At 72.4% G+C, this 19,282-nt stretch carries 13 protein-coding genes; 8 read left to right on the top strand and 5 right to left on the bottom strand.

Features of this window, described 5'->3' with window-relative positions:
- The first annotated feature begins 24 nt into the window (after positions 1-24).
- From secD to cutA, 6 genes are all read left to right on the top strand, one after another.
- The gene (gene secD / locus CC117_RS06295; RefSeq protein WP_071082797.1) at positions 25-2,079 is read left to right on the top strand and encodes a protein translocase subunit SecD; all 2,055 of its coding nucleotides are present in this window, start codon (positions 25-27) and stop codon (positions 2,077-2,079) included.
- 1 nt (position 2,080) lies between these two features.
- Positions 2,081-3,325 (top strand): protein translocase subunit SecF, encoded by a 1,245-nt coding sequence (secF, locus tag CC117_RS06290; RefSeq protein WP_071082796.1) that lies wholly within the window; start codon positions 2,081-2,083, stop codon positions 3,323-3,325.
- Between the two features lie 199 nt (positions 3,326-3,524).
- Positions 3,525-4,079 carry an adenine phosphoribosyltransferase gene (locus tag CC117_RS06285; protein ID WP_071082795.1) on the top strand — a complete coding sequence of 185 codons (555 nt, stop codon included), beginning with the start codon at positions 3,525-3,527 and terminating at the stop codon, positions 4,077-4,079.
- A 214-nt stretch (positions 4,080-4,293) separates the two neighbouring features.
- The gene (locus CC117_RS06280; protein ID WP_071082794.1) at positions 4,294-6,933 is read left to right on the top strand and encodes a RelA/SpoT family protein; all 2,640 of its coding nucleotides are present in this window, start codon (positions 4,294-4,296) and stop codon (positions 6,931-6,933) included.
- Positions 6,934-6,956: 23 nt separating this feature from the next.
- Positions 6,957-9,530: a RelA/SpoT family protein gene (locus tag CC117_RS06275; protein WP_071082793.1), complete on the top strand. Its 2,574-nt coding sequence runs from the start codon at positions 6,957-6,959 to the stop codon at positions 9,528-9,530.
- A 195-nt stretch (positions 9,531-9,725) separates the two neighbouring features.
- Complete coding sequence (cutA, locus tag CC117_RS06270) at positions 9,726-10,055, top strand: divalent-cation tolerance protein CutA (RefSeq protein ID WP_071082792.1); 330 nt, start codon at positions 9,726-9,728, stop codon at positions 10,053-10,055.
- Between the two features lie 32 nt (positions 10,056-10,087).
- Here the strand turns inward: cutA and CC117_RS06265 are convergent, their stop codons facing one another.
- The gene (locus tag CC117_RS06265) at positions 10,088-11,560 is read right to left on the bottom strand and encodes a helix-turn-helix domain-containing protein (protein ID WP_071082791.1); all 1,473 of its coding nucleotides are present in this window, start codon (positions 11,558-11,560) and stop codon (positions 10,088-10,090) included.
- A gap of 192 nt (positions 11,561-11,752) precedes the next feature.
- On the opposite strand from CC117_RS06265, the gene CC117_RS06260 reads away from it, so the two are divergent.
- Positions 11,753-13,543: a DEAD/DEAH box helicase gene (locus tag CC117_RS06260; protein ID WP_071082790.1), complete on the top strand. Its 1,791-nt coding sequence runs from the start codon at positions 11,753-11,755 to the stop codon at positions 13,541-13,543.
- Between the two features lie 168 nt (positions 13,544-13,711).
- Here CC117_RS06260 and CC117_RS06255 read toward each other — a convergent pair whose 3' ends face one another.
- Complete coding sequence (locus tag CC117_RS06255; protein WP_071082789.1) at positions 13,712-14,569, bottom strand: peptidylprolyl isomerase; 858 nt, start codon at positions 14,567-14,569, stop codon at positions 13,712-13,714.
- 187 nt (positions 14,570-14,756) lie between these two features.
- Here CC117_RS06255 and serS point away from each other — a divergent pair, with 187 nt between their 5' ends.
- Positions 14,757-16,019, top strand: coding sequence for a serine--tRNA ligase (serS, locus tag CC117_RS06250; protein ID WP_071082788.1), 1,263 nt, complete (start codon positions 14,757-14,759; stop codon positions 16,017-16,019).
- A 102-nt stretch (positions 16,020-16,121) separates the two neighbouring features.
- Here the strand turns inward: serS and CC117_RS06245 are convergent, their stop codons facing one another.
- From CC117_RS06245 to CC117_RS06235, 3 genes are read right to left on the bottom strand one after another with little or no spacing between them, the layout of a single operon-like run.
- Positions 16,122-17,144 carry a phytoene/squalene synthase family protein gene (locus CC117_RS06245; RefSeq protein ID WP_071082787.1) on the bottom strand — a complete coding sequence of 341 codons (1,023 nt, stop codon included), beginning with the start codon at positions 17,142-17,144 and terminating at the stop codon, positions 16,122-16,124.
- A 31-nt stretch (positions 17,145-17,175) separates the two neighbouring features.
- Positions 17,176-18,135, bottom strand: a complete 960-nt coding sequence (locus CC117_RS06240; protein ID WP_071082786.1) for a VWA domain-containing protein — start codon at positions 18,133-18,135, stop codon at positions 17,176-17,178.
- Positions 18,132-19,190 carry a DUF58 domain-containing protein gene (locus CC117_RS06235; protein WP_071082785.1) on the bottom strand — a complete coding sequence of 353 codons (1,059 nt, stop codon included), beginning with the start codon at positions 19,188-19,190 and terminating at the stop codon, positions 18,132-18,134. The genes CC117_RS06240 and CC117_RS06235 overlap by 4 nt, the downstream gene beginning before the upstream one ends.
- Positions 19,191-19,282: the final 92 nt, after the last annotated feature.

Below are 19,282 nucleotides of genomic sequence, written 5' to 3'. Positions count from 1 at the left end.
CGGTGTGTGAGGAAGGACTTGGCGTTGGCACGTCGCTCGGCACGAGCCTCCGGAGGTATCTCCGTCGGCGCTCGGCTCGGGGCACTTGGTGCTCTGCTCGCCGTCCTCTACGGCCTCATGGCCCTCACCAGCACCTGGACGCCGAAACTCGGCCTCGACCTCCAGGGCGGGACGAGCGTCATTCTGACGCCCCGGTCGGTGACCGGCGGCTCGGTCGACGACTCCGCTCTCAACAAGGCCGTGGACGTCATCCGCGAGCGGGTCGACGGCCTCGGGGTGGCCGAGGCCGAGGTGCGCCGCGCGGGCGACACCATCGAGATCGCCGTCCCGGGCCGCGGGCGCAACGACGTCGTGTCGCTCGTCGGCCAGACCGCCGAGCTGCGCTTCCGCGAGGTGGCCGGGTCGGACATCGCACAGTCCGCCGCGCCGGCGACACCGGCGCCGGGCGCCACCCCCGCCCCGTCAGGGGCCCCGGCCCCGGGGGCGACGACCACTCCGGGGGGCACCGCACCGACCGGCGAGGCTCCGACTCCGGCGGCGACCGGGGCACCGACTCCGGCGGCGAGCGGGGCGCCCGCCAGCCAGCAGCCGGCCGCACTCGGCGTGCCCGGCAGCGGTTCCGGCTTCGCGGCCCAGCCCGCATCCTTCACATCCGGGTCGGACGGCGGGCCGCGGATCCAGCTCGCGGCGGCAACCGGCTCGTCCGGCACCGCGGCACCGGGTACCGCTCCAACACCGGGTACCGCTCCGGCCCCGAGCGCCGCCGTGACGGCTCCCGCGGCGCCGGCGTCTCCGGCACCAGCGGCGCCCGCCGCACCGTCCGCGGGCGGCGCGGACAGCCCACCCGCCGACGTCGCCGAGCGGTACGCGAACCTGACGTGCTCGGCCACCGGGGTGCGCAGCTCCACCGCCAGCCTGGACCGCCCGGAGGACTGGATCGCGGCCTGCGACCGCGACGGCACGACGAAGTACCTGCTGAAGCCCGCCGCCCTGGTCGGGACGGATGTCTCCTCCGCCTCGGCCGGCCTGCGCGGAGGCGGAGGCACGGCGAACGTGACGACCAACGAGTGGGCTGTCAACGTCGAGTTCACCGGCGCCGGCCAGGGCAAGTTCACCAAGCTCACCGAAGAGACCGTCGGCACCCAGGTCGCGATCGTGCTCGACGGGGTCGTCCAGTCCGCTCCGCAGACGAACGAGCGCATCGCCGGCTCGGCCGAGATCTCGGGTGACTTCACCCAGTCGGAGGCCGAGGACCTCGCCGACGTGCTGCGCTTCGGTGCACTGCCGCTGGCCTTCGAGCGCTCGCAGGCGGAGTCGGTCTCCCCGACGCTGGGCCAGGAGTCGCTGCACGGCGGCCTGCTGGCCGGCGCCATCGGCCTCGGCCTGGTGGTCATCTACTCGTTTCTCTACTACCGGGCACTCGGCGTCGTCGTGGTCACGTCGCTGGCGGCCAGCGCCGCGCTGAACTACGCGGCGGTCGTGCTGCTCGGCGACGCGATCGGCTTCACGCTGACCCTCGCCGGTATCGCCGGCCTCATCGTCTCGATCGGTGTCACGGCGGACTCGTTCGTCGTCTACTTCGAACGGATCAAGGACGAGGTCCGGGCCGGCCGCAGCATCCGCACCGCCGTCGACCGGGCCTGGCCGGCGTCCCGCCGCACCATGCTGTCCGCCGACACCGTGTCGTTCCTCGCCGCCGCGGTGCTCTACATCCTGTCGGTGGGATCGGTCCGGGGCTTCGCGTTCACACTCGGCCTGTCGACTCTCGTCGACGTTCTGATCATGTTCATCTTCACCCGCCCCCTCGTCACGGTGCTGGTGCGCCGTCCGCTGTTCAGCACCAGTCGGTTCTCCGGGCTGTCCGCATCTTCGACTGGCGGTACCGGGGCGCGTTCCGCGCGCCTGGTGAAGCGGGGGCCGGCGACTGCCGTCGGGGAGGCCGGCACCGCGCCGGGCGGCGACGGCGACCTTCCGGGCGAGGGGGATTCCGGCCCGCCGGGCTCGGTGCCCCAGCTGAGGAARCCGGCGGCGCGGCCGGGATCGGGCCGGCGTACTGCCGGGCAGAGGCGGGAGCACTGACATGTCGATGCTGGGTCGTCTCTACCGCAGCGAGTTCCACGTCGACTTCGTCGGCCGCCGGCGCGTCTGGTACGTCGTGTCCGGCGTACTGATCGCGATCTGTGTGCTGAGCATGATTGTCCGGGGCTTCACTCTCGGCATCGAGTTCTCCGGCGGGGCGGTGTTCCAGCTTCCGACCAACGGCGGCTCTGTCGAGCAGGTCGAACAGGTCCTGGCTGACAACGGGGTCGATCCCGCGGACAGCGTCGTCCAGCAGCTGGAGACGTCCGGGCAGTTCCGGGTGCAGACACCGACGCTGTCCGACCAGCAGACCGAGCAGGTGCAGAACGCCCTCGCCCAGACCTTCAACGTCGAGAACCCGGACGAGAACATCGCCGTGTCGACGGTCGGGTCGTCCTGGGGGTCGACCATCACGAACAAGGCGATCAAGGGTCTGATCGTCTTCCTGGTACTCGTGATGATCTATCTGTCGGTCCGGTTCGAGTGGAAGATGGCCGCGGCAGCGATGGCCGCCCTCGTCCATGACCTGGTGGTCACCATGGGCATCTACTCGCTCGTCGGGTTCGAGGTCAYGCCGTCCACGATCATCGCGGTCCTGACCATTCTCGGTTTCTCGCTCTACGACACGGTGGTCGTGTTCGACCGAGTACGGGAGAACACCGCCGGAATGGCGACGTCGACCCGGCGGACCTACGCGGAGGCGACGAACGACGCGCTGAACGAAACACTGGTCCGGTCGCTGAACACCTCGCTGATCGCGCTGATCCCCGTCGCCTCGCTGCTGTTCGTCGGTGCCGGCCTGCTGGGTGCGGGCACGCTGAAGGACCTCGCGCTCGCCCAGTTCGTCGGTATCGCGTCCGGCGCGTACTCCTCGCTGTTCTTCGCCACCCCGCTGCTCGTCGACCTCAAGCGGAACGAGGCGGACGTGCGCGCGCTCGATGCCCGGGTGGCCCGGGCACGGGCGAGCCGGGCCCGTTCGGAAGCCGGCCGGACCGGCCGCTCGGCGCAGGTCCGGCCAGACGAGGGCACGGCAGCCGCCTTGCAGTCGGACGATCCGGAGGCGCGGGGCTCCGGTGACGCGGTCGGGGTCGGGGGCGGGTTGCGCCCCGCGGCGGCCGGCGCCGGAAGCGCGGGTGGAGCGGGCCGGGGAACCGGATCGCTCGGCGGTTCGTCGGCTCGGCAGCGTGGCGCGAAGCCCAGACCCGGCGCAGGGCGGCGCCCCGGTGGTAAGAAGCGCTCGCGCTAGCACCCGTACCACCCCGCGGCCCGGTCCCGCGTGGCTCGCCAGAACCCGGTGGTGGTGCCCCCGGGATGGGGATCCGGCCCGGATCCGCTGTGGGTGGGCGGGGTCCGGCGGCGTAAAGCAGATCGAAGCCGGCACCACAGCGACGCGGACAGGGCCGCCCTGACGGGCGGCGACAACGAGGATCGGAGAGGCCACCACGATGACGAGCGTCGACAGCGGGCCGGAGCTGGGCACGGCCGCGGAAGTGCTCGCCGCCCACGTCCGTGACGTCCCGGACTTCCCGAAGCCCGGAGTCGTCTTCAAGGACATCACCCCACTGCTGTCCACCCCGGCGGCGTTCGGGGTGATCATCGGCGCCCTCGCGGACCTGGCCCGGGAACGGGGGGCCACCACCATCGCGGGCGTCGAGGCACGTGGGTTCCTGCTGGCTGCGCCGGTGGCCGACCGGATCGGGGCGAGCCTGGTGCCGGTGCGCAAGCAGGGCAAGCTGCCCGGGGTTACCCGGAGCGAGTCGTACGCGCTGGAGTACGGCACGGCCACCCTGGAGATTCACGAGGACGCCGTGCCTGCCGGGGAGCGGGTCCTGATCATCGACGACGTGCTCGCCACCGGCGGTACCGCGGTCGCCGCCCACAACCTGCTGCGTGGCTGCGGGGCGGATGTGCTCGGGCTCGCCGTCCTGATGGAGCTGACCTTCCTGTCAGGGCGAGACCGGACGGGTGTTCTCGACGTCACGTCGATCATGAAGCTCTGACCTTTCGTCCGGGTTGTGGCTTACGCCGCTCACGCACGGTGCTCCCAGGTCGCGTCCAGCGTCGGGCTACGGGCCCGCGCCGGTGACCGGCATGTGGCCGCGGGGTGGACTCGGCGGGGCTGCGGAAGGCAGCGGGCGGCAACAGCGTTAACCTCGACGTCAGGAGCCCTTCGCACATCCGTGCCGTGGCTCATGTGCTGAGCAGGAGCGGCCCGTGCCCGAGGCGCCGCCGGTGACCACCGGAGCTGTGCCGACGGCCGCGTCATCCGCCGGGGAGACGCGGCCGGTGCAGCCTGCCCCCGGCGGGGGCAGGCCGCCCACCGCCGGGGCGGGGGGCGCGGTCGGCGGGCGGTCCACCACAGGCGAGGTCTCCGGTCAGCTGACGGCCGGCATTCCGGCTGTCGGAACGGTCGCGGCCGGTGGTGCCGGCGGTGCCACGACCACCAACCTCGCGGCTGGTGGGCCGGCAGGCGGCTCTGCGGCGGCTGACGGCGGGCCCGAGGCGGACGACACCGACCCCGCGAGCGGGTCACCGGTGGTGCCCCGGCTCGGGCACGAGTCCCCGCCCCTGCCACGGCGGGTGCGCGGGCGGTTCGCCCGGCTCGGCACGCACCGGGCGACGCCGCCGTCCTCGCTGGACCCGGTGCTCCGCGGGCTGCTGGCGAACCATCCGCGGGCGGAGATCGGCCAGGTCCAGCGGGCGTTCGAGGTAGCCGACGCGGCGCACGCCGGCCAGGTCCGTTTCTCCGGGCACCCGTACATCACCCATCCGATCGCGGTGGCGAGCATTCTCGCCGACCTCGGCATGGACATTCCGACCCTTTGCGCGGCCCTGCTGCACGACACGCTGGAGGAGACCGACCTCCCGCCCGAGACGATCGAGGTCGAGTTCGGCCCGCAGGTGCTGCAGATCGTCGACGCGGTCAGCAAGCTGAACCGGGTCAAGGTCGGTGAGGCCGCGCAGACGGAGACCATCCGGCGGATGGTGGTCGCGATGGCCCGCGACCCCCGCGCACTGGTGGTCAAGCTGGCCGACCGGCTGCACAACATGCGGACCCTGCGGTTCCTGCCCGAGCACAAGCAGGAGCGCAAGGCGCGCGAGACGCTGGAGATCTACGCGCCGCTGGCACACCGGCTCGGCATGAACTCGCTGAAGTGGGAGCTGGAGGACCTGGCGTTCGCGGCGCTGTTCCCGAAGCGCTACGACGAGATCGTGCGTCTGGTCGCCGACCGGGCGCCCAGCCGTGACGTCTACCTGACCGAGACGTCCGCGCACGTGCAGGCGCAGCTCGCCGACGCGCGGATCAAGGCCGTGGTGACCGGCCGGCCGAAGCACTACTACTCGATCTACCAGAAGATGGTGGTCCGCGGCCGGTCCTTCGAGGACATCTACGACCTGGTGGGAATCCGCGTCCTGGTCGACTCGGTCCGGGACTGCTACGCGGCGCTGGGCACCGTCCACGCGAACTGGAAGCCGATTCCGGGCCGGTTCAAGGACTACATCGCGATGCCCAAGTACAACATGTACCAGTCGCTGCACACGACGGTCATCGGGCCCGAGGGCAAGCCGGTCGAGCTGCAGATCCGGACGCACTCGATGCACAACCGGGCCGAGTACGGCATCGCGGCGCACTGGAAGTACAAGGAGGACGGGTCGGGCGCGCGGACGTCCGGCTCCTCGCGCCGCGCTGCTGCGAAGTCCGGCGGCCCGGCCGGTGGCACCGCCCCCGACCTGCGGAACTGGCTGCGCCAGATCCTCGACTGGCAGCGGGAGACGGCAGACCCGGGGGAGTTCCTCGACAGCCTGCGCTTCGACGGCGCCGCGGACGAGGTCTTCGTCTTCACGCCGAAGGGCGACGTGATCCCGCTGCCGCTGGGTTCCACCCCGGTCGACTTCGCCTACGCGGTGCACACCGACATCGGCAACCAGTGCGTCGGGGCCCGGGTCAACGGCCGGCTCGCCGCGCTGGACACCGAGCTGGAGAACGGCGACGTGGTGGAGGTGTTCACCTCCCGAGCGCATTCCGCCGGCCCCAGCGAGGACTGGCTGATGTTCGTCCGCTCCTCGCGTGCCCGGACCAAGATCCGCCAGTGGCATGCGCGTGAGCGCCGCGAGGACGCGATCGTGGCCGGTCGGGACGCGATCGGCCGGGCGATGCGGCGCCATGGCCTGCCGCTGGCCCGGCTGATGACCGGTGACGCGCTGCTGACCCTGGCGAAGGACATGCGCTACGCGGACGTCACGGCCCTGTACGCGGCGGTCGGGGAGAACAACGTCAGCGCGCAGGCGGTGGTGAACCGACTGCTGCAGAGCCTGGGCGGCGCCGAGAGCGCCGAGGAGGACGCGGCCGAGACCGAGCTGCCGATCCGGGCCCTGCGCCGTGCCGGTGGYGATCCGGGTGTGCTGGTCACGGGCGCCTCGGACGTCTGGGTGAAGCTCGCCCGCTGCTGCACCCCGATGCCCGGCGATGACATCGCGGGCTTCGTCACCCGGGGGAAGGGTGTGTCGGTGCACCGTTCCGACTGCGTCAACCTCGACAGCCTGCGCGGCGGCCCGCACGACCGGACGGTCGCCGTCGAGTGGGCGCCGTCATCGGGTTCCGTGTTCCTTGTCGTCATCCAGGTCGAGGCGCTGGACCGGACCAGGCTGCTCTCCGACGTGACCCGGGTCCTGTCGGACCATCACGTCAACATCCTCTCCGCGTCGGTCACCACGACGCGGGAGCAGGTCGCGGTGAGCCGGTTCACCTTCGAGATGGGTGACGCCAAGCATCTCGGCCACATTCTCGACGCCGTCAGATCCACCGACGGCGTGTACGACTGTTTCCGGGTCACCTCGGACATACAGAGCTGACCGCGAGGGCGAGGGGGCACGCCGTGAATGCTGAGGCCGCGGGAGCGGGTCTTCCGGCGGGCGGCTTCTCGCCCGCGCTGGCACGGGCGGACGGCGACGTCGACTCCCGGACGGTGGCCGCCGCCCGGCAGGCGAGTATGCGCCTGGCGCATCTGGCCCGTCGGATGGCCGCGCCGCGCACCCCGCAGGTGCCCCCGGAGCTGCGGGACCTGGTCGAGGCGCACCGGGACTTCCATCCGAAGGCGGACATCGCCGCGGTGATCCGTGCCTACACGGTGGCGGACGACCTGCATGCCGGCCAGATCCGGCGCAGCGGCGACCCGTACATCAGCCATCCGCTCGCTGTCGCGGAGGTGCTCGCCGAGCTCGGTGTCGACACCACCACGCTCATCGCCGCGCTGTTGCACGACACGGTCGAGGACACCGGCTACTCGCTGGCCGCCGTGGCCGAGGAGTTCAACGGCGAGGTCGCGAACCTCGTCGACGGGGTGACCAAGCTCGACAAGATGCGGTTCGGCGAGGCCGCCGAGGCGGAGACCCTGCGCAAGCTGATCGTCGCGCTGGCCCGCGACTACCGGGTGCTCGTCATCAAGATCGCTGACCGGCTGCACAACATGCGCACGCTGGGATTCATGTCGGAGCCCAAGCAGCAGAAGATCTCGCGGGTCACCCTGGAGGTCCTGGCGCCGCTCGCGCACCGTCTCGGCGTGAGCGTGATCAAGCGGGAGCTGGAGGACCGGTCGTTCGCGGTGCTCAACCCCGAGGAGCACCGCCAGATCTCCGGGATGGTCGACGACTTCACTGCCGCGGAGCGGGCCAGCGGCGTCCTGGGCGGGATGGTCGCGCAGCTGCGCGGCGCGCTCGCCGAGGCCCGGGTCGGCGGCTCCGTGTCCATCCGGACCAGCCACATCTTCTCGATCCACAAACGGGCCCAGGAGCGCGGCCGGCCGCCCCGCGACTACAACGACATCGTCCGGGTGCTCGTCCTCGTCGACGACATCACCGACTGCTATGCGGCCCTCGGCGTCATCCACGGGATGTGGCGACCGGTACCGGGCCGGCTGCGTGACTTCGTCGCCACGCCCAAGTTCAACATGTACCAGAGCCTGCACACCAGCGTGACGGACGACGCCGGGCGCACCGTCGACATCCAGATCCGCACTCCGTCCATGCACCGCCTGGCCGAGACCGGCATCGTGGCCAAGCCGGTCGGCCCGGGCGCGGACGGCGCGCGTCTCGAAGGCCTCTCCTGGCTGCACAGCCTGCTCGACTGGCAGGTCGACACCGTCGACCCGGGCGAGTTCCTGGAATCCCTCTCCTCGGACCTCAACTCCGACGAGGTGCTGACCTTCACGCCGAAGGGCAAGATGATCGCGTTGCCGGCGCGTTCCTCACCGGTGGACGTCGCCTACGCGGTGCACACCGACGTCGGCCACCGGGCCATCGGAGCCCGGGTCAACGGCCGGCTGGTGCCGCTGCACACCCGGCTGCGCAACGGCGACGTCGTGCAGATCCTCACCTCGAATCTGCCCGGCGCGGGTCCGAGCGAGGACTGGCTGGAGTTCGTGCGGACGTCCCGCGCGCGGGTCCGGATCCGCAAGCGGTTGGCCCGCGCCCGCCGGGACGCGCAGGCTCGCGCGACCCAGGCCGGCGCTCCCGCCGTCTCCGCCGTTTCCGGTGTCTCGGGCGCTTCGTCGGGCGGGCCCGTAGCGCGGCCTGCGGGCGATGCCGGCTCCCGGGGCGGCGACCAGGTGCCCCCCGCCCGAGCGACAGGCCCGCACGGCGCAGTCGGCCGCCCGGGGGCGCCCGCGGGCATCCGCACCGGCGCGGGCGCGGCGGTAGCGCTCGCCAACGCCGCCACCGCCGGGGCTGTCGGCGGTGGCGGGGGAGCGACGTCCGGTCGACCGGCGGTTCTCGACGGCCCTCCGACCGAGGCCGGTTCCGCACCGGTCGCGGGGACGGGCGGAACTGACCAGACCGATGGGGCCGCGGAGACGGGGCCGGCCCGCGCCGGGCGCCGGGCGCGGCGCGCCGGGTCGGGAAGGCGCGAGGAACGGCCGGGCGCGGCCGGCGGCACGCGCGGACGTGAATCGGGCGGTGCTGCCGCAACGCATGCTTCCACCCGCCGCGGAACGCAGAACTGGGCGGGCTTCGCCGAGATCGGGGGCACTGACGTGCCGGTGCGTCTGGCCCGATGTTGCCTTCCGCTCCCCGGGGACACGGTGGTCGGCTTCGCGGGCAACAGCAGCGCGGTCTCCCTGCACCGCCAGGAATGCGCGAACGCCGCCGCGTCGGCGGCATCACGCGAACAGGTGACCGTACAGGGATGGACCGCTGCGGAGAGTCAGACCTTCCCCACCGAAATCGCGGTGGAGGCCTTCGACCGTTACGGATTGCTGGCAGATATCACCGAGGTCCTGTCCGACACCTCGGCCTCGGTACGGGCGGCGTCGACGTCGACGTCGGAGGACAGGGTGGCGCACGCCCGTTTCACCATCGAGGTCACCGGTCCTGACCAGCTTGACCGGGTGCTGGCAGCGGTACGGAGTGTCGGCGGGGTCTACGACTGTTACCGGGCGTGTCAGACGACGGGGTGACGTGGCGGGCGGGCGCCTGGGGATGATTTACGCGCTCCGTGTCGATTTGACCCGAAACAAGCGACCCGCCATTCCGGAACTAGTCGGGCTTGTATCTAATGTGCCACCCGCCGTCATCGGCAAAAAATCAACGGTCATGCTGGGTGTGCGATGTAGAGTATCCTGCGTAGCCATCGGTTATGGGTGGGAGTACGCGTGGGATACCTTCAGGTCATCACGAGCATCGACTCACCAGACGCCGCGGACCGTATCGGCAGAGCACTCGTCGAGCAGCGCCTTGCCGCCTGTTTCCAGGTGGTCGGGCCGATTCGGAGTACTTACCGGTGGAACGGCGAGATCGAGCAGTCCGACGAATGGCTGTGTCTCGCCAAAACAACGAGTGAGCGAGTGGCCGACCTGATCGCGGAGCTCGCCGCCGCGCACCCCTACGAGACGCCGGAGATCATCGCGACTCCGATCGTGTCCGGCCATGTCGACTATCTGGACTGGATCACCGCGGAGACCGCTCCGTCGATCCGGAGCTGATCCTCGCGGAGCCGGGCCGAGCGCGGGCTGACTCAGACCAGGGCTCGCAGCTGTTCGTCCAGATCCCGCACCGCCTGGGTGTTCTGCCAGGGGCGCAGATGTTCCCGCACACGCCGGATCCGGGTCAGCCCCAGCGAGAAGTCGGTCGCCGCGACGATGGCCAGCGACTCGGCCGCGTACTGGGTCGCCGCTTCGATCTCCCGCCGTTGGATATGGACCTCAGCGATGTCACCGAGCAGCAGGGATCGCTTCTTCGTGCCGCTGTGCGGGGAGGTCGCCCGTAGTGCCTCGGTCGCGGCGGCGTGGGCCGCTGCGGGGCGGCGCAGCCGGGTGTAGGTCGTGACCTTGATGCCGTCCAGCCGGCCGCGGTCGAAGAACTGCGTCCAGACCCGGTCGCCGTCGTCCGCGCGGTCGAACGACTCCTGGGCGCGGTCCAGGGCGGCGAGCGCGGCCCGGCCCTCGCCGCGGGCGGCCTGCTCCTCGGCCTCCCGCCCGGCGAGCCAGGCCTTCGTCATGACGGTGCTGCCGTTCGCGGCGCGGCGCTGGGCCTCGGCGAGCAGCGCGCAGGCCTGGTCGTGCCGGCCGATGCCGGCGCTGTGGTAGCTCTCGTAGCCCAGCACGCAGGCCCACAGCGCGCTGTCGTCGGCCTCCCGGGCCGCCTCGATGGCGACCCGGTAGTAGGCCAGCGCGGAGGGAACGTCGTTCATGTCGAACGCGAGCCAGCCGGCGAGCGCGGCGGTCTCCCCCGCCGTGGAGGCGAGGTCGCGGCGGGCCGGGGAACGGCCGCTGGACTCCAGGAGCTGGGTGAGCGTGCCGAGATGCCCGGTGACCCGAGGGAACAGGGCCCGGGCTGGAACGCGCTCCTCCAGGCTGTACAGCCCGGCGGTGCACCGGCTCAGCTCGTCGGTCAGCTCCGGGGTGACGGTGGTGCGCCGGCGCAGGGCGGCGGACAGCCGCTCCCACGGCGCGTTGTCGGCGCCGGCCGTGCTCAGCGGGACGACGGCGACGCCTCCGGCGGCGGCGAACAGCCGGAGGAAGCCGCGGCGCTCGACGGGAATGTCACCGGCCGGATCGGCCCCGTTCTCGGTCTGGATGAGAAGTGTGCCGGCAGGGCTGCCGATCTCCCGGGAGGCCCGCTCGGCGGGGGCGGCGCGGAGGCCGGCCAGACCGGTGCTGGGATCGTCGTCGACGAAACCGAGCTCGGCCGAGGAACGCTCGAACAGGGCGCGCAGCAGTCGTTGGTAGCGAAGACTGGGCTTTTTGTCGCCCTTTTCCCATTTGCAGATCATATTTCCGGTCACGCCGGCCTCGCGGCCCTCGTGGATGACCGAGAAGCGCCGGATCTCGCTCGCCAGACGTTCCTGGGACCAGCCGCGTTCCTCCCGTGAGGTGCGTAGCCGGACGTTCGGGGTACGGGCCACGCCGGCGGTTGCCGGTCTGCGGTCGTTCGGCTGCGTCGTCCTCGGCGAGGTATGACCCGCCGACGATCCTGCCGGGCGCTCCATCGATACCTCCGAGTCAAGCGGTTGACGTCAGGAGCTTAACCTTGCGTTAGCAAAGTCGGTGATACCCCCTGTGTGGTCCTTCGATGACAGGAAACCGACAAATCATCGTACGGACCAGACCGGACTGCTGCGGGCAGTGACGGGCGCGCGGCGCCGTCGGCCGGTCGGTGCGCGGCCATAGAGTCTCATGTCGTGAGAGCTGGTCCCCTGCCCCAAGGTCCCCGTGCGCGTGCGGGGGCCCGGCCGCTGCGGGCGTGGCAGCGCGCCGCCCTCGACATCTACCGGTCACGCGGCGCATCCGGGGGCCGCGACTTCCTCGCGGTGGCGACCCCGGGCGCCGGCAAGACGACGTTCGCCCTGGAGATCGCCGCGGAGCTGYTGACCGCCGGCGAGATCCGGGCGGTGACCGTGGTCGCGCCCACCGACCACCTCAAGCGGCAGTGGGCGGTGGCCGCGGCGGCCGCCGGGATCGACCTGGACCCGACCTTCCGCAACGCCGCAGGTGCGACCGCGTCCGACTACACCGGCGTGGCGGTCACCTACGCCCAGGTCGCCGCGCACCCGGCGCTGCATCGCATGCGTACCGCCGCGCGGCGCACCCTGGTGATCCTGGACGAGATCCACCACGCGGGAGACGCGCTCTCCTGGGGCGAGGCGGTCCGGGAGGCCTTCAGCCCGGCCGCCCGCCGGCTCGCGCTGACCGGAACGCCGTTCCGGTCGGACGTCAACCCCATCCCGTTCGTGACCTACCTGCCCGACGCGGAGGGGGTGATCCGCAGCGTCGCGGACTCGAGCTACGGCTACGCCGAGGCGTTGCGCGACGGTGTGGTCCGTCCGGTGCTCTTCCTGGCGTACTCGGGGGAGATGTCCTGGCGCACCAGCGCCGGCGCGGAGCTGAGCGCGCGGCTCGGGGAGCCGCTGAACAACGAGCAGACCGCGGCCGCCTGGCGCACCGCCCTCGACCCGCGGGGCGACTGGATGCCCGCGGTCCTGGCCGCTGCCGACACCCGGCTCTCCCAGGTCCGCCGCGGTGGCATGCCGGACGCCGGCGGGCTCGTCATCGCGACCGACCACACCAACGCCCGGGCCTACGCCGGCCTGCTGCGCCGCATCACCGGGACGTCCCCGGTCGTGGTCCTCTCCGACGACCCCACCGCCAGCACGAAGATCGCCTCGTTCCGCGAGTCCGCCGACCGGTGGATGGTCGCGGTCCGCATGGTCAGTGAGGGTGTGGACGTTCCCCGGCTGGYGGTGGGTGTCTACGCCACGTCGGCCTCGACCCCGCTGTACTTCGCCCAGGCCGTCGGCCGGTTCGTCCGCGGGCGCGGGCGCTCGGAGACGGCGTCCGTCTTCCTGCCCAGCGTGCCGTCGCTGCTCGCCCTGGCTGGTGAGATGGAGGCCCAGCGCGACCACGCGCTGAACAAGCCCCAGCGGGAGCCGGACGCCTTCGACGACGACGCGCTGCGCGAGGCGAACCGGCGGCGCGACACCCCCGACAAGCAGGACACGCTGTTCACCGCGCTCAACTCGTCCGCAGAGCTCGACCGGGTGATCTTCGACGGTGGTGAGTTCGGTACACCGGCCCAGTCCGGGTCGCTGGAGGAGGAGGACTTCCTCGGCCTGCCCGGCCTGCTCGAGCCCGACCAGGTCGCGACGCTGCTACGGCAGCGGGAGGCCGCCCAGCGCGCAGCCGCCGCACGGTCCTCGGCGGCACCCCCGGCGGCTTCGGCCGGGCCGGGTATCCCGGCGGCCAGGGCGGGCGAGGCCGCCGACGAGGCGGAGCAGCGGCCCGTCCACGAACGGATCGGTGAGCTGCGGAAGGACCTGAACAAACTGGTCGCCGCCCATCACCACCGCACCGGCAAGCCGCACGGCATGATCCACGCCGAGCTGCGCCGGGCCTGCGGCGGCCCGCCGAGTGCGCAGGCCAGCGCCGCCCAGCTGCAGGCCCGGATCGACACCGTCCGCCGCTGGGCGGGATAGCGGCGGACGGCCTCTGCGTCGGACGGTGTCCCGGTGGACGGCCTCTCGGACAGACGGGTCGTCCCAGACGGGTCGTCCCAGGCGGGTGGCGTCCCAGCCCGGCAGGGACCCTGCCGGGCTGGGACCATCCAGCGCTCTGCTGCCGACGGAGGGCGGGCGCCGGGAGGGTCAGGGCTCCTGGGTGATCTGGATCGACTGGATCTTCGCCCCGCTCGTCGGCGCACCGTCGGACCCGCCGCCGCTGACGCCCGGGGTGGTCAGCTTGTCCAGCACGTCGAGGCCCTCGGTGATGTGGCCGAAGACGGTGTAGCCGCCGGCCAGGGCGGACGCCCCCTGCTGGGAGGGGTCGGCGTAGTTGATGAAGAACTGGCTGCCGTTGCTGTCCGGCTGGCTGCTGTGCGCCATGGCCAGCACACCCCGGTTGTAGTTCACGCCCTCGGTGTTCTCGTTGGCGTAGCCGAAGCCGGGCCCTCCCGTGCCGGTCCCGGTCGGGTCGCCGCACTGCAGGACACTGATGCCGGCGTCGGCGCCGCCGGTCTGGCGGTGACAGGGGGTGTCTGTGTAGAAGCCCGCCTCGGCGAGCGTGCGCAGCGCGTTGACGGTGCAGGGGGCCTTGTCCGTGTCCAGCGTGGCCGTCATGGTGCCCTGGTCGGTGGTGATGACCATCGTGGCCGGGCTGCGGTTCACCGCCGGCGCGGCTGCGGGCAGCCCGACCTCGCGGGAAGGCGCCTCACCGGAGGCCGTGTAGACGCAGTCACCCACCTTGCTCGTCTCGCCGGCCGGCAGGGCCGGGGCGGCCGACGCGTTCGGGGCGGACTCGGGGGTGGCTGTGACCTCGTCGTCGTCCGATCCGGCGGTGACAAGGAGCAGCGCCGTGACCGACGCCACGATGGCCACCAGGACCACCGCGGCGACCACGCTCAGCCGGCGTCGTCGTCGCTCCACGGCCCGTTGCCGGCGCTCCGCCTGTCGTGCCATCCGCGCGGCGGCCAGTTCACGCGCCCGCCGTTCCCTCGTGCTCGACACCCTCGCAGGCCTCCCGCTCCGTGTTCGTCTGAGGCGTCCGTCCGAGGCGTCCGTCGGTGGCGGCCGTGCGAGGCGTCCGTCCAGGGCGTCCGTCCGTAGCCCACTTCCGTCACACAGGGTACGGCGGCGGTCGTGACGTGGCTGATAGCGTCGCCCCAGGATCCGACGCGAAGGCTGACACGAACTGATGCTCGACAAGCGCTTCATCCGGGAAAATCCCGACGTTGTGAAGGACGCCGTCCGTCTCAAGGGCGTCGACCTCGACGTCGACGAGCTTCTCCAGCTCGACCAGGAGAACCGCAAGCTGCAGTTCGAGGTCGACGAGGCTCAGGCGCGCCGCAAGTCCTTCGCCAAGCAGTTCGCCAAGGCCGACGAGGCCCGCCGGGCGGAGCTGCGCRCCGAGCACACCGAGTTCGACCGCCAGCTCCGCGAGCTGCGCGAGCAGCTGGCCCGCACCAGCGCCCGGCTTGCCGAGCTGATGCTGCTGGTGCCGGGTATTCCCTGGGTGGGCGCGCCGGTCGGGCCGGACGAGTCCGCGAACGTGGTCATCCGCACGGTGGGGGCCAGGCCGGAGTTCGACTTCACGCCGCTGGACCACACCGAGCTCGCCRAGCGGCGCGGCTGGGCCGAGTTCGCCCGTGCCCGGCGGATCTCCGGCGAGCGGGCCTACGCCCTGGTCGGCGATCTGGTCATGCTGGAGCGGGCGGTGCACTCCTACGCGCTGGACCTGCTGCGTGGCCAGGACTTCACCCCGGTGTCGGTGCCCGCGCTGGTGAAGGAGGCGCCGCTGGTCGGCACCGGCATGCTGCCGAAGGGCCGCGACGAGATCTACGAGATCCCCGCCGACAACGCCTTTCTCGCCGGTACCGCCGAGGTGGCGCTGGTCGGTCTGCATGCCGGGGAGATTCTCGAGGCCAGCCAGCTGCCGATCCGGTACGCCGGTATCTCGCCGTGCTTCCGCCGAGAGATCGGCAGCRCCAGCCGGGATGTCCGCGGGCTGCTGCGGGTGCACCAGTTCGAAAAGGTCGAGCAGTTCGTCCTGTGCGTGAACGACCCGGCCGAATCCGCCCGCTGGCACGCGGAACTGCTCGCCACCGCGGAGCGGATTCTGACCGATCTCGGCCTGCATTACGAGGTCGTCGAATGCGCCACCGGGGACATGGGCCTCGGCAAGTACCGGATGAACGACATCAACACCTGGTTCCCGACGCTGGACCGTTTCCGGGAGACGCACAGCTGCTCGACGCTGCACGACTGGCAGGCCCGGCGGGCGAACCTGCGGTACCGCGACGCCGAGGGGAACATCCGTTTCGCGCACACGCTGAACAACACGGCGGTGGCGACCCCGCGGCTGCTGGCGGCGATCCTGGAGAACTTCCAGACCGCGGACCAGCAGCTGCGTGTCCCGGAGGTGCTGCGGCCCTACCTGGGCGGGCGCGACCTGCTCTGATCCGCGCGGCGCGGAGGCGGGTGGCACGGGGCTGAGGGCCGGGCGGCCGGAGGCCGGGGCCGGGGGCCGGCTAAGCCACACCCGGCTCCGCCCGGTCCGGTTTCAGTCGGACCTGGTTCGGTCGGACCCGGCCCGGCGGGAGCGGGCGGCCCGGACGAGCCCGGGGCCGGCGACGGCCAGACGCCGGCCCGCCCCGACGGTGACCCGTCGGTCCAGGATCTGGTAGTCGGCCCGCTCGATCTCGTCGAGGATGCCGCCGTACAGACGGAACGCCGTCCAGACGCAGTCCCGGGACGTCGGGTGTAACAGCCGGATGCCAGGCCGGGCGGAGCGGAACAGCTCCCGGGCGCGGGCGATCTCATGGGCGAGCAGGCGCCGTACCGGCCCGTCGACGACGCCGGTGGCCAGACGCTCACGGGTGACGCCGAACAGGTCCAGCGACGTCTGCGGCAGGTAGACCCGGCCGCGCCGCAGGTCCTCACCGACGTCCCGAAGGAAGTTCGCAAGCTGAAACGCCACGCCAAGGTCACGAGCGTACGGCTCCGCCGCGCCGTGGACGGGTTCGAGGATCGGCAGCATCTGCAGGCCGATCACGACCGCCGAGCCGTGGATGTAGACCATCAGGTCGTCCCAGGTGGCGTAGCTGGACACTGTCAGGTCCATGGCCATCGACGTCAGGAAGGCCTCGAAGTAGTCCGCCGGCAGGCCGAACCGGCGGGTGGTGTGCAGGACGGCCGGCAGCACGGTCGGCTCCGCCGTGCCTGGCAGCCCGCCAGCCCCCGCCCCGCCGCCGGTACCTGCCGTGTCGCCGGTGCCGCCGATGCCGCCGACGTCGTCGGTGCCGGAGCGTAGCGCGGCGAGGAAGGTGTCGCCCCACTGCCGCAGCCGCTGYGCCCTGGCCTCGTCGGACAGGTCCGCGTCGAGATCGTCCACGATCTCGTCCGCGTACCGGGCGAAGCCGTACAGCGCGTGCACGTGCGGGCGCTTCCACCTGGGCAGCAGCAGCGTGGCCAGATAGTAGGTGCGGCCGTGGGCGGCGTTCAGCTCGCGGGCGCAGCGGTACGACGCCCGCAGGTGCTCCCCGGAGATGCCGGCGGCGTCCAGCTCGCCGCGCAGACCGCCCACAGCAGCCAAGCGTAGCCGGCCGTTCCGTCCGTCAGGGCAGGCGGGAGGCGAACGCCAGGGAGAGGGCCGCCGCGCCCATCCCGAGAAGGAAGGAGAGTCCCACGAACCAGCCAGTGATCTCGCGGTACTCGGTGCGGTAGCCGATCGAGCTGCCCAGGCCCCGGTAGACCGACTCCAGCTCGTCACCGGACGTCGCCCGGTGGTAGGAACCGCCGGTCTGCTCGGCGAGCTCGCGCAGCGCGTCCTCGTTCACCGGTACGGGGATCTCCTGCCCGCCGACGTCGAGGCTCCCGTCGGAGGTGCCGTAGGCGATGGTGTCCACGGGGATCTCGGCGTCCCTCGCCGCCGTGGCCGCCTGGGCGTTCGGCCGGCCGCGGGTGGTCTCGCCGTCCGAGAGCAGGATGATGGCCGCGGGGGGCGGCGGCTGGCCCTCGTCCGACAATCGCTGCCCGGCGGTGGCGATCGCCTGCAGGGAGGCGAAGATGCCCTCGCCGACGGCGGTCGCCGGGCCGAGCTGCAGCCCGCGGATGCCGGAGCGGATGGCCTCGCGGTCGGTCGACGCGGGGACGAGGACGGCCGCCGAGCCGGCGAAGGAGACGAGCCCGAGGTTGATGCGCGGCGGCAGCTGGTCGACGAAGGCCTCGGCGCCCTGCTTGGCGGCCTCGAGTCTGGTCGGTTGAATGTCGGTGGCCGCCATCGAGTTCGACACGTCGATCGCCAGGATGATCGTCGCGCGCTCGCGGGGGACCCGTTCGGCCCGCGCCGGGCGGGCCAGCGAGATGACCAGGCCGGCCAGGGCGAGCAGCAGCAGCGCCGCCGGAACATGCCGACGCCACCACTGCGGCCGCCGCGGCAGCACGCTCGACAGCAGCGCGGTCGACGACATCCGGGCCGCGTACACACGGCGGCGCCGCGACAGGACGATGTAGGCCGCGGTGAGCGCGGCCACCAGCACGAACAGCCACAGCCAGTGGCCAGCCAGGAAGCTCAAGGAAGGGCCACCCGCCCGGCGAGGCCGCGGGGGCGGCCGGCGGCACCGGAGCGGGCCGCCGGCGTCGGTACCCTCCCGGTGCCTCCGAGGTTCCCGCGGTCGGCCGGCGCCCGGCGCGCGGCGCCGCGGGTCGTCCGGCTGGTGGAGACGAAGCGCACGATGTCGACCAGCCAGTCCGAGTCGGTCCGCAGGACCAGGTGTGCCGCGCCGACCCGGCGCAGCGCGAGCTCCACCTGGGCCCGGTGCTCGGCTGCCGCCTCGCGGTACCGGTCGCGCACCCGCCGGGATCCGGTCGGGATCTCCACCAACGCGCCGGTCTCGGCATCCACGACAGGCAGCAGACCCACCGATGGCAGGATCAGCTCGGCCGGGTCGAGGACCTCCACGGCCAGCAGCTGGTGGCGGGCGGAGAGCACCCGCATCGGCCGCTCCCAGCTCAGGTCGGTGGAGAGGAAGTCGCTCACGACCACGGCGAGACCACGGCGGCGGCGCGGGCGGTCCAGCTCGGCGATCGCCGCCGCGAGGTCGGTGGCCGCGCCGGCATCGGGCTGCCGGGCCGGCCGGTCGTGAGCGCCTTCCGGGACGGAGAGCAGGGTCCGCAGCAGGCTCCGCAGCCCCTGGCGGCCCGGCCGGGCGGGAATCAGTTGCGGGCCGGTCGGGGTGAGCGCGACGGCACCCATCCGGTTGCCGGTCCGGGCGGTCAGGAAGCCGACCGCGGCGGTGGCGGCGATCGCCAGGTCCCGCTTGCGCAGGGAGGTGGTGCCGAACTCCTGGCTGGCCGTCAGATCGACCAGCGCCCAGGTCTCCAGCTCCCGGTCGGCGACGAGGTCGTGCACGTGCGGAACGGTCGTCCGGGCAGTGACCGCCCAGTCCATCCGGCGGACGTCGTCGCCGACGTGGTACTCGCGGCTCTCGGCCTTCTCGGTGCCCTGCCCGGGGAGCAGGCCCAGGTGCTCGCCGAGCAGCATCCCGTCGAGACGGCGGGTCACGGCGATCTCGAGCCGGCGCAGCGTGCGCTCCACCGACGGCGAGGTGACCGACGGCTGGACGAGCACGCCCGGCCGGGACGGGGGCGGCGCGTGCCTGGGAGCCGACGCATGGCCGGGAGCCGGCGCATCGCCTGGGGGCGGTGCATCGTCCGGGGGCG

The organism is Parafrankia colletiae (assembly GCF_001854655.1).
GTDB classification, from domain to species: Bacteria; Actinomycetota; Actinomycetes; order Frankiales; family Frankiaceae; genus Parafrankia; species Parafrankia colletiae.
This window is presented reverse-complemented; position numbering and strand designations above follow the sequence as displayed.